Origin of the sequence: Candidatus Pantoea edessiphila (genome assembly GCF_002933335.1) — a bacterium.
Taxonomy (GTDB): Bacteria; Pseudomonadota; Gammaproteobacteria; order Enterobacterales; family Enterobacteriaceae; genus Pantoea_C.
On record NZ_PDKS01000002.1, the window covers coordinates 33,905 to 46,847 of the forward strand.

7 protein-coding genes and 1 pseudogene are annotated in these 12,943 nt (G+C 27.7%); 3 read left to right on the plus strand and 5 right to left on the minus strand.

Annotation, left to right across the window (positions count from 1 at the left end; translation table 11 throughout):
- Positions 1-156: 156 nt before the first annotated feature.
- Both CRV11_RS03815 and aceE read right to left on the minus strand, forming a co-directional pair.
- Positions 157-315: pseudogene (locus CRV11_RS03815) on the minus strand (biotin/lipoyl-containing protein); the annotation flags it as partial.
- 14 nt (positions 316-329) lie between these two features.
- Positions 330-2,993 carry a pyruvate dehydrogenase (acetyl-transferring), homodimeric type gene (aceE, locus tag CRV11_RS01820; protein ID WP_136131638.1) on the minus strand — a complete coding sequence of 888 codons (2,664 nt, stop codon included), beginning with the start codon at positions 2,991-2,993 and terminating at the stop codon, positions 330-332.
- A 1,135-nt stretch (positions 2,994-4,128) separates the two neighbouring features.
- On the opposite strand from aceE, the gene nadC reads away from it, so the two are divergent.
- The 3 genes from nadC (at position 4,129) to zapD (ending at position 6,586) form a co-directional block, all read left to right on the plus strand.
- Complete coding sequence (gene nadC, locus CRV11_RS01825; protein WP_136131639.1) at positions 4,129-5,025, plus strand: carboxylating nicotinate-nucleotide diphosphorylase; 897 nt, start codon at positions 4,129-4,131, stop codon at positions 5,023-5,025.
- Between the two features lie 204 nt (positions 5,026-5,229).
- Positions 5,230-5,838 carry a dephospho-CoA kinase gene (gene coaE / locus CRV11_RS01830; RefSeq protein ID WP_136131721.1) on the plus strand — a complete coding sequence of 203 codons (609 nt, stop codon included), beginning with the start codon at positions 5,230-5,232 and terminating at the stop codon, positions 5,836-5,838.
- A 4-nt stretch (positions 5,839-5,842) separates the two neighbouring features.
- Complete coding sequence (gene zapD, locus CRV11_RS01835; protein WP_136131640.1) at positions 5,843-6,586, plus strand: cell division protein ZapD; 744 nt, start codon at positions 5,843-5,845, stop codon at positions 6,584-6,586.
- 131 nt (positions 6,587-6,717) lie between these two features.
- Here zapD and secA read toward each other — a convergent pair whose 3' ends face one another.
- The 3 genes from secA to CRV11_RS01850 form a co-directional block, all read right to left on the minus strand.
- Positions 6,718-9,333, minus strand: a complete 2,616-nt coding sequence (gene secA, locus CRV11_RS01840; RefSeq protein WP_136131641.1) for a preprotein translocase subunit SecA — start codon at positions 9,331-9,333, stop codon at positions 6,718-6,720.
- 802 nt (positions 9,334-10,135) lie between these two features.
- Entirely contained in the window at positions 10,136-11,284 is a 1,149-nt protein-coding gene (ftsZ, locus tag CRV11_RS01845) for a cell division protein FtsZ (RefSeq protein WP_136131642.1), read from the minus strand.
- Positions 11,285-11,991: 707 nt separating this feature from the next.
- Positions 11,992-12,942 (minus strand): D-alanine--D-alanine ligase, encoded by a 951-nt coding sequence (locus CRV11_RS01850; RefSeq protein WP_136131643.1) that lies wholly within the window; start codon positions 12,940-12,942, stop codon positions 11,992-11,994.
- Position 12,943: the final 1 nt, after the last annotated feature.

The following is a 12,943-nucleotide window of genomic DNA, read 5'->3' on the forward strand; positions in this document are numbered from 1 at the left end:
ATCATCCTGATCTTCACATTTTTGCTTATTAGAATTCGATATTAATGAAGTTTGTTGGTTTTCATCAATATTAATATTTTTATCGATTGTTTTAAATACCATAATTGAAAAACCAGTTTTTACTTTATTGCCAGTAATAATTAGAATATCTTCTACTATACCGTTGTAAGGAGAAGGTATTTCGATAGAAGCTTTATTCCCTTCTATAGTGATTAAGGACTGCTCTATTCTTACCATATCACCAACTTTTACTAAAATTTCAGTAACTTCAAATTCTCCTTCTCCAATATCTGGGATATTAATTGTAACATTCATTAATAAATCACCTCTTAAGCTAAACGTGGATTAATTTTATCAGCATTAATATTGAATTTTTCAATTGCCTCTGCTACTAGATTTACATCTATTTTACCACATTCAGATAATTCAGCTAAAGCTGCAATAACAATGTAAGAAGTATCAATTTCAAAATAATGGCGTAAATTTTTACGACTATCAGAACGGCCAAAACCATCTGTACCCAAAACCCGATAATTAATCGTAGGGATATATTTGCTAATCTGCTCAGCAAATAATTTTATATAATCTGTTGATGCAACAGTAGGTATATCTTGAATAATTTGAGCAATGTAAGGTACTCGAGCTTGTTCATTAGGATGTAACATATTCCAACGCTCACAATCTTGCCCATCGCGAGCTAATTCAGTAAACGAAGTAACACTATATATGTCAGAACTAATATCATATACTTTGGATAAAGTTTCACCAGCTTTGCGTACATGTCTTAATATAGAACCTGAACCTAACAATTGAACTTTTATTTTTCCTGATCCGATAGTTTCTAGCTTATAAATGCCTCTACGTATACCTTCTTCAACTCCTTTAGGCATTTCTGGCATTTGGTAATTTTCGTTTAGAGTAGTAATATAATAGTAAATATTTTCTTGCTTTTTTCCATACATCCGAACTAAACCATCATGCATTATAACAGCTAATTCGTAAGCATATGCTGGATCATAAGATATGCAATTTGGTATTGTCAGCGAATAAATATGACTATGACCATCTTCATGTTGTAATCCTTCTCCATTTAGAGTAGTTCTACCAGAAGTACCTCCTATTAAAAATCCTCTTGCTTGTTGGTCTCCTGCTAACCACATTAAATCACCTATACGCTGAAAACCAAATATTGAATAATAAATATAAAACGGAATCATCGGTAAATTATTTGTACTATAAGATGTAGCAGCAGCCAGCCAAGATGATCCCGCCCCTAATTCATTAATTCCTTCTTGCAATATTTGCCCCTTTTTGTCTTCCTTATAGTAAGTAAGCTGTGCTTGATCTTGGGGTATATATTTCTGGCCGTTTGGATTATAAATACCTATTTGACGAAACAAACCTTCCATGCCAAAAGTACGTGCTTCATCAGCTAAAATCGGTACTAATCTATCCTTAATTGAGTTATTTCTTAACATTATGTTTAAAACACGCACAAAAGCTATAGTGGTTGAAATTTCTTTTTTTTGTCTCTGTAGAAGTGGTTTAAAATCTTCCAAATTTGGTATATCTAAATTTTCTGTGAATTGAGATTTACGTATTGGCAAATAACCACCTAGTTTTTTTCTTTGTTGATGAAGATAATTATATTCATCAGAATCTTTTGTAAAAGTTATGTAAGGTAATGATGCAATTGCATCATCTTCTATTTCTATGTTAAATCTGTCTCTAATATAACGAAGATCATTTAAATCCATCTTTTTTACTTGATGAGCAATATTTTTACCTTCAGCAATTTCTCCCATACCATAACCTTTAATTGTATGTGCTAAAATCAATACTGGTTTATTTTTTATATTTTGAGCTTTTTGTAGGGCAGCGTAAATTTTTTTAGGATCATGTCCTCCTCGATTCAAAGCCCATATTTCATTGTCTGACATATCTTTAACAAGATCAGCAGTTTCTGGATATTTACCAAAAAAATATTTTCGAACATAAGCACCATCACGTGATTTTAAATTTTGGTAATCACCATCAATAGTTTCATTCATTAATTGTACTAATTTACCACTATTATCTCTATTCAATAAGTTATCCCAAAGACCACCCCAAATCACCTTTATTACTTCCCATCCTGCACCCTCAAAAATTCCTTCCAGTTCATTAATAATTTTTCCATTACCAATCACAGGTCCATCTAAACGCTGTAAATTGCAATTAATAATGAAAACCAAATTATCTAATTGTTCACGAGTTGCAATATTTATGGCACCTTTTGATTCTGGTTCATCCATTTCTCCATCTCCGAGAAATGCATAAACAGTCTGTTCTGATGTATCTTTTAAACCACGATGTAAAAGATATTTTAAAAATTTAGCTTGGTAAATTGCTGACAAGGGACCTAAACCCATAGAAACAGTTGGAAACTGCCAAAAATCCGGCATTAATTTAGGATGTGGATAAGAAGATAAACCATTGCCATATACTTCTTGACGGAAATTATTCATTTGTTCTTCAGTCAAACGACCTTCTAAAAAGGCTCTAGAATAAATACCAGGTGAAATATGTCCTTGAAAGTATACTAAATCTCCTCCATCTTTATTGTTAGGCGCACGAAAAAAATGATTAAAACATACTTCGTAAATAGTAGCAGAAGATTGAAAAGATGAAAGATGTCCACCTAATTCTAAATTCTTATTTGAAGCTCGTAATACAGATATAATAGCGTTCCAGCGAATAGCAGAACGAATTCGGCGTTCTAAATTAATATTACCTGGATAATTGGGTTCTTTTTCAACAGCAATAGAATTAATATAGTCGCTAATGAACTCATTTTTTTGGATTTTAATACCTTTTTTACGGACATTCATTGAAATTTTTTTAATTAGGTACTGTGCCCGCTCAATACCTTCTTCACGTATAACCGATTCAATCGCCTGTAACCATTCACGAGTTTCAATCGGATCCACGTCATTATAGAACTCATCTGACATGGTATCTTCCTTTTCTTTATCAACCTATTGTAAAATAAATAATAAAAAACTAATGAAAAACCACAATCATGGTGATAATTATAAACAATTTTAATTTATTTTTTGCTCTTCAATAGCATTTTTAATGCATACAAAACAATTTGATAAAACAACTACAATAAATCAAATCAATTATTACTAATATAGTATGATAGTATCATAAAATTATTAAGGTAATAATGTTACTTTTTAAATAAACAACATATTGAAAATATCTAACTTTTCAAAAAATTCTATTTTAGAAAAAAATTTAAAATAATCTTATTTACTTAATAAAATAATTTAATATATTACATTATTTTATCTTATGTGAAATTATGCTCTCTGGAATATTACATGTTATGTGAAAATTCTTGAGTTAAAATCATTTTCTATAATGTTTGTTGTAATGATTATTTTATTTAATATAATAACATTAATATAGAACTATAAATAAATGATAGCAATACATTTAATTGTTTCTATCATCATTCTTGTTTCTTATTCAATTACTTATATAATTTCATTAATAATTTATACTCACCATAAAGTTATGATTTCAATAATTATATTATATCTACAAAATTTACTTAAAAACAATATTTTTCAAACATTTATTAGTTATTATTAATAACTAATAAATTAAAAATAAATATTATAGATTAAATGATGAGTGAATACAAATTAATATCCTGTTGATTTGTATTTTTTTACTATTAATTAAAAAAATCTTATTTATAATTAAATTGAAATAATATAATAAACATCAAATCTATTAAAGATTATAAGTAAATTTAATTTTAATTATATTTTGTTAATTATTAACAGTAATTAGTAATTTTTTCTTAAAAACCATGATTAAACAGTATAAGTATTTATTTTAAATAATTTTATATTTGGTTATTATATTGATAATATTAAACATTAATTAAATAAAATCTAAATTAAATATAAAACATTGTCCTGGCTATATAATGTGTACATGTATAATAATACAACATATACTTCATAATGTAATTATCTACATGAATACATGAAAATGTATCATATATTATTGGTTGTAATAAAAAAATGTTTTTTAAGCACAATTTCCAAACGCTTAAAGGGAAACAATAATATGTCTACCAGAAGATATAATTTCAATCATCGCCATAGTGAATTGATCAGATTAGCAAAAGAAGATATACCGGAAGTTGTTTCAAGAGCCTTACGCGAAGATCTAGGTGGTCACATTAATATTGATAATGATATTACAGCTAATTTATTGCCTAAATATGTTATAGCATGTGCTCAGATTTTGACACATGAAAAGGGTATTTTTTGTGGTAAAGATTGGATACAAGCAATATTTAACACATTAAATCAAACAGTAAATATAAATTGGTATATAAAAGATGGTGAGAAGATGATACCAGGACAGTTATTATTCGAAATTGAAGGACCAGCACGTATACTTGTAATATGTGAACGTACAATACTAAATTTCATACAAACTCTGTCTGGTGTTTCCACTAAAGTGCATTATTATGTTTCACTTCTGAATAATACTAATACAAAGTTACTAGATACACGTAAAACCATACCAGGATTAAGAACAGCTCTAAAATACGCTGTAATATGTGGAGGGGGAAATAATCATAGAATTGGATTATCAGAAGCTTTTTTAATTAAAGAAAATCACATTATTACTATTGGATCTATCCATAAGTCTATAAAAATGGCATTATCAATATTTCCTAACTATCCTATAGAGATAGAAGTAGAATCAATACAAGAACTAATTCAAGCTATACATGCTGGAGCAGATATAATAATGTTAGATAATTTTAGTTTTGACGAAATTAATCAAGCAATAAAAATTAATAATGGACGTGTAGCTTTAGAAGTTTCAGGTAATATTAATGATTTAGAAGTTACAAAAATTGCACAAATCGGAATTGATTATATTTCTATTGGTGATTTAACTAAAAATATACGTTCAATTGATATGTCAATGCGACTAATTTTAAAATAAAAATTATTATCAATCATATATCAGACAAAATATTATAATGATCTTAAAGCATTTGTTTGCTATTACTAAAATAATAGTAAGTATAACATAATCATTCTAGCTAGTTTTATTTAAATAATTGTTATTTGTGTGTCGTTAATGACATATTTTATTTTGAGTATTTTATAATTGTATACAGTAAAGAGTCATTTTGTTGTGAAAAATATTCCTTATACTATAGCATTGACAGGTGGAATTGGTAGCGGCAAGAGTACTATTTCAAATATTTTTGCCAGATTAAATATCAATATTATAGATTCCGATGTAATTGCACATGAAATGGTTAAACCAGGATCACATGTTTTAAGAATCATCAATGAACGTTATGGTTGTTCAATCTTAACTAAAAACGGCACTCTTTTCCGTTCTCGTTTACGTGAAATAATTTTTCAAAATGATAAAGAGAGATATTGGTTAAATAATCTTTTACATCCACTAATTGATATAAAAACGAAAGAGTTAAAAAAAACAGTAAAATCCCCTTATGTTATTTGGGTAGCGCCATTATTAATAGAAAATAAATTACAACATTGTGCTGATCGTATACTAGTAGTTAATGTTAATAAATCAATACAATTAAAGAGAGTACAAGTTCGAGATAATGTTCCAATTTCACAGTTAGAACAAATAATTGCAATTCAAGCAACACAACAGCAACGAATGGTTTTTGCCGATGATATTATTGATAATATTGGTACAATAGAAAATACGTTTTTGCAAGTTATTAAACTTCATAATTTTTATCTTAAGTTAGCAAAAATGAAACAGGGTTAATATAATGAGTACATCTGTACTGTTCGAACATCCACTAAGTGAAAAAATGAGAACATGGTTAAGAATAGAATTTATTATAAATCAATTGGATGAAATTTATCCTATTAATAAAACTATTGAAGCATTAATTTTCTTCCGACTAATTGACGAATTATTAGATATTTTTGAAAGAGGTGATATAAGAACTCAATTACTAAAAGAGCTAGAACGTCAAAAACAGAAATTACTTATGTGGTCTAATATCCCAGGTGTTGATATAAAAACAATTGATCAAATAAATAATAAATTAAAAATTCAATCAGATCAATTAATAAAATCGTTCAGAATTGGCCAGCAATTGAGGGAAGATAGTTTAATAAGTATAGTGCGTCAAAGGTTAAATATTCCAGGTGGATGTTGTAGTTTTGATTTACCATATTTACATATTTGGTTACACTTTCTACAGGAAAATCGCAATAATCAAGTTAAAGCTTGGATTGAAACTTTATCACCGGTTCATAAAAGTTTAGCTATAATTTTGAATTTAATAAGACAAGGAGGAACTTTTCGAACACAAACCAGTTTAAACGGATTTTATCAAGATAATGCTATAGGAGCTGATTTATTAAGAATACAACTTGAGACACAGTATTTAATGTATCCTAAGATTTCAGGACATAAAAGTCGTTATTCAATTCGTTTCGTACCATTGGACAAAGAACATAATGTGATACCGTTGAAATTTAATTTTCAATTAGCATGTTGTTAAGTATAATTTATTTAAAAACTATATTATTACAAAATAACAACTTAAATCTTTTAATTTGTTAATGAAATACATAAGTTTTATACTTGTTTTTTGACTGTAAAATTAATAAATACTGAAAACATATAATTTTATTAAATTAGTGAACCATGACAACGTTTGTATTTTTTACCTGAATTACATGGACATGGATCATTCCTTCCAATTTTATTTTTTAAATTTTTATTTAAAATATTGTTTTCTTTTTGTTCTATTGTTAACTTATTTAAAGAAATAATAACTTCGTGTTTTATATTTTCTAGCATTACAGTAAACATTAGAAATGATTCTTGCTTATATTCTTGTTTTGGATCTTTTTGAGCATATCCTCTAAGATGAATCCCCTGACGCAAATAGTCCATCGCAGCTAAATGATCCTTCCACATTGAATCAAGAGTGTGCAGCATTATTTTTTTTTCTGTATTGCGCATAACTATAGAACCTATACGATTTTCAGTTTTTTTATATTGTTCTACTGCTTTATCATGGATATATTTAAACAAAATATCTTCTTGCATATTTATTTCTTTTTTTCTATTGAACCATTCTGAAAGGTTAATAGACAAGTTAAAATCTACAATTAGAGTATTTTCCAAAACTGTAATATCCCAATTATCTTCGGGTTGAGCAACAATATAGTTTTTTACTACTTTTTCATAAACATCTCTGCGTATGTTATTAATAGTTTCACTTATATCATTAACATCTAAAATATTACTACGCTGACTATAAAAAGCACATCTTTGTTCGTTTGTAACATCATCGTATTCAAGTAGTTGCTTGCGAATATCAAAATTACGATTTTCAACTTTACGCTGAGCATTTGCAATGGCTTTTGTTACCCAATGATGTTCAATAGCTTCTCCTTTTGTAATTCCTAATTTACGCATAATATTAGTAATACGATCTGATGCAAAAATACGCATTAAAGTATCTTCCATAGACAAATAAAAACGTGAAGATCCAGCATCTCCTTGTCGACCAGAGCGACCACGCAATTGGTTATCTATACGCCTAGATTCATGACGCTCAGTACCTATAATATGTAATCCTCCAGATGATATCACTGCATCGTGAGATTTTTTCCAAGATGATTTGATGTTATCAATTTTACTTTTAGATAATTCTTTTATTTTAGCTATTTCTATTCTCCAATTGCCGCCTAATATAATATCAGTTCCACGACCAGCCATATTAGTAGCTATAGTTACTGTACTTGGTTTACCAGCTTGTGCGACAATATCGGCTTCATGTGAATGGAATTTAGCATTAAGAACACTGTGTTTAATACCAACCTGTTTTAATTTATTGGATATTATTTCAGATTTTTCTATCGAAATAGTTCCAACTAGCACAGGCTGTCCTCGTTCTGTACATTTGCGAATATCTTGGATTATAGAATCTATTTTTTCTTTTTCGCTCATATAAATTAGATCTGGAAAATCTTTTCTTATCATGGGACGATTGGTTGGAATAACTACAGTATTTAATTGATATATAGAACTAAATTCAAAAGACTCTGTTTCAGCAGTACCCGTCATACCTGCTAATTTATCATAAATACGAAAATAATTTTGAAAAGTAATTGTTGCTAATGTGCGATTTTCGTTTTGTATTTTTACATTTTCTTTTGCTTCTATAGCTTGATGAATACCATCTGACCAACGACGACCTTGCATAATACGGCCAGTATGTTCATCAACAATTACTACTTCACCATTTTTTACAATATAATCAACATCCTTAAAAAATAATACTTTTGCGCGGAGAGCAACATTAATATGATGCATCAATATTATGTTCATTGAAGAATAAAGTGATTCTCCGGATTTTAGAATATGATTATCAACTAATAATTTTTCTATTTTAGTTAACCCTCGTTCCGATATGTGTACTTGGCGCATTTTCTCATCAACCCAAAAATCACCTTCACCTTGGAAATCTTCTGAATCTTCTTTATCTTGCTGTAACAAATAAGGCACTATTTTATTAATTGTTATATATAAATCTGAACTATTTTCAGAAGGTCCTGAAATAATTAAAGGGGTACGTGCTTCATCAATTAAAATAGAATCCACTTCATCTACTATTGCATAATGTAATTTTCTTTGTACCCTGTCTTCTGGGACAAGCGCCATATTATCACGAAGATAATCAAATCCGTATTCATTATTAGTGCCATATGTTATATCTGCTGCATAAGCTAATTTTTTGCTGTTTATACACATGCCCGGCAAATTTACACCTATAGTTAAGCCTAAAAACTCAAATAATGGTCGATTATTTTCTGCATCTCGGCGAGCTAAATAATCATTTACAGTTACTATATGTACACCTTTTCCTGTCAAAGAGTTTAAATAAGCCGGTAGGGTTGCAGTTAATGTTTTACCTTCTCCTGTACGCATTTCAGCAATACAACGTTCGTTTAATACTAAACCTCCTATAAGCTGTACATCAAAATGGCGCATTCCAAATATACGTTTGCTAGCTTCACGTACTGTTGCAAACGCTTCAGGAATTAAACTATCTAATTGTTCTCCTTGTTTTAATCTTTTACGAAAATCATTAGTTTTATTTTTTAGCTGTTCTTCAGAAAGTATCTCAAAATCAGGTTCTAATTTATTAATTTTTTGTATTATTTGATTTAAATTACGAAGAACACGGTCATTGCTACTAATAAAAAAATTAGTAAATAATTTTATTAAATTCATATTTTTTTTCTCAAGTTTAATATAATAACATATGATGTGAATATAAATAATTATAAAATTTTATCTAAGCACTAATTAATGATACTGTGCAACTATTCTTAGCATAACCGTATGATTATCGTAACTTTGCTTAATATCTTCCTCAAAAGAACAGATCTTTGTCATGTCAATATCTACATTATATTCAAATAATTAAGTAGTATTTATTTGTTCATTGTGAATTATAAATATTAAATATAATAAACATAAATTTAATCAGATGATATACAGTATATTATCTTAGTTGATATATATAAATATTGTATAATATTGCTAATTGCTAGAAAATGATTTAATATTTTGCTATGTGATTACAAATCATTTATAATTATTTGTATTTTAATAGTAAAACACTTTCTACTTATAATGTATTTGCAATATGTTGTTTATAATATTAGAAATTCAAATAATTACTTAAACAAATATGCTATAACTAGAGACATGCAGTAACTTTTAAATTATATAATTATGATAAAATAACATTACTTTAATTCATAGATTATAAATCAATAATCTTTTATTTGTAATATTCACAAGAATTAAATTTAATTAATGTATTACGTAATAATACCTATTAACAATATCATTGATATATAAAATTATTATAATAATATATAATCAGAATGCTATTTTATACCTAAATCAATTTAAACATATCTTAAGTAATTATTTTATTCTAATACTAGATATTTTATTAAAAATAATTAATCAATAAATTGTTGTACATATCATAATAAAAAATATATACTTTAATAATCTATTTCTAGTCAGATTGCTTACGTAAAAAAGCTGGTATATCTAAGTAATCTGGATCTTTATTTTTTTGCATTTGATTAAATAATTTCGAAGACTTTTGATCTTTTTGCATTAATGAAATTCCATTTTGCTGATATCTACAATCTATAACTGTTTGGTGGTTTAAAGGTTTGTTAGGTACTATCTTGATCTCTTGGGATTTATCACTACCTATACCAGTTGCAACTACAGTAACTCGCAATTCATCATTCATTTCAGAATCTAACGAAGTACCAATAACCACAGTTGCATTATCAGAAGCAAAAGAACGAATAGTATTACCAACTGTTTCGAATTCGTCTAAACGCAAATCAAATCCTGCAGTAATATTCACTAATACTCCTCTAGCTCCGGATAAATCAATATCTTCTAATAATGGACTAGAAACAGCTATCTCTGCAGCATCTTCAGCACGATCTTCACCACAAGCTACACCTGAACCCATCATTGCATATCCCATCTCAGACATTACAGTACGCACATCAGCAAAATCAACATTAATTAGTCCTGGTCGAGTAATCAATTCTGCAATTCCTTGAACAGCACCTTTTAGTACATTGTTTGCCGCGCCAAACGCATCTAGTAAAGATATACCTCGACCTAATACTTTTAATAATTTGTCATTAGGTATAATAATTAGAGAATCAACATATTTAGATAATTCTGCTATACCCTTTTCTGCAAAAGCCATACGTTTCTTACCTTCAAAATTAAATGGCTTAGTTACAACTGCCACTGTCAAAATTCCCAAATCTTTTGCTAATTCAGTTACAACAGGAGCTGCTCCTGTACCAGTGCCACCACCCATGCCTGCTGTGATGAATATCATATCAGCGCCTTCTAATGCAGAACGAAGAGATTCGCGATCTTCTTCAGCAGCATTGCGACCTATTTCTGGATTTGCTCCCGCTCCTAATCCTTTGGTAATTTTGTTGCCAATTTGTATAGTTCTACCTACTGCTGTTTTACGTAAAGCTTGTAAATCAGTATTTACGATAAAAAATTCCACTCCTTCAATACGCTCACGTACCATATGTTCTACAGCATTACCTCCTCCTCCACCAACTCCTATAACTTTAATTACTGCCTCATTATTTAATTCAATAGATTCTGACATCATATTCTCCTTGATGTGCTATATATTTAAAATATCATTTACTTTATAAGTATTTTTGTACCTAAATTATTTAACAATAATTTATATTATTAATTAATATAAAATTTATATAACCAAAATAACAGTTATATAATTGAATAATAACTCTTATATTCTAAATACGTTTTATATATAGAATATTAACACTTCAATTATAGATATAACTTTATTTAATAAAAATTATATGATTAAACTAATAATGGGATAACCATCTAAATTAACAGATTGGTCTCTTTAATTACAATAAAACATGAGTAATTAAAATCACTCAATAGAACAAAAAGAAAACAATATTTTAAATTATAATAATATTAAGATATATAATTAATTCTTTTGAACTGCAAGCAATAATTAATTTTACCGGCTATTATTTTATAAATAATAATCATATGATATTTACAATATTTTATAAACATAACAATAATTTAATTAAGATTATAAGTTTTAATTTTCATAAACATTAAAAAATATTTTTTTGATTATAGCTCATTTTTATATTATAGATAAAAATTTTTATTAAAAATAAAATTATTTTTAATTGATATAAAAATATGCAAATTGAGTTAAAATATTAAATCAAAAATCAAAATAATAATGACATCGTGCAAGAAATAATATAATTAAATATAATTTATATGATATGCTCTCGTTGAGATGATTTTCGTATTTTATGTTTTTCTAAAATTATTTTTATTTATTGATAATTCTAATATGTTGATAATTAACTTTGAAAAAGGAATTCCGGCTTTTTCAGCTGCTAAAGGGAATAAACTATGAGCAGTCATTCCAGGAGAAGTATTAACCTCTAGTAGATAAAATTCTCCTTCATTATTTGTCATAACATCGATGCGACCATAACTTGTGCATCCTAAAGAATTCCAAGCAGATGATGCTAATTTTTTTAATTTTAATTCTTGCTGAATGCTTAAATTATTTGAAAAATGATATTTAGTGTTGTCAGATAAATACTTAGCTTGATAATTGTAAAATTTATTATTAGTTGTTATTTTTATAATTGGTAGTATTTGATTTCCCAAAATACATATAGTATATTCTTCGCCATTCAGAAATTGTTCTATAATAATATCTTGATCATAATGTAATGCTTTTTTCAGGGCTTTTGGTAGTTCACTCATTGTGTTTACTTTACTAATACCTATGCTAGATCCTTCGCGATTTGGTTTCACAAATAAAGGCAACCCTAACATGGAAATAGAATGTTTAGTATTTTTATCTAAACCTTGCATGATTTGATTATATGTAAGCCATATAAAATTGCTAGATTGCAATCCATATCCTTTCCATAACAATTTTGTTCTAATTTTATCTATGGCAATAGATGATGCCATGACTCCACTTCCAGTATACGGTAAATTTAATACATCTAAAACCGCTTGTATTTTTCCGTCTTCACCACCTCTGCCATGCAAAGAAATAAATACTTTATCAAAGTTATATTTTTTAATATTTAATATAGATTGATACTTTGTATCAAATGCATAAGCATTAATATTTTCTTTATAAAGCCCAGATAAAACTGCATGTCCTGACATCAAAGAAATATTACGTTCTGATGAGATACCACCCATTACTACTGCTATTTTATTATTTTTTCTCATA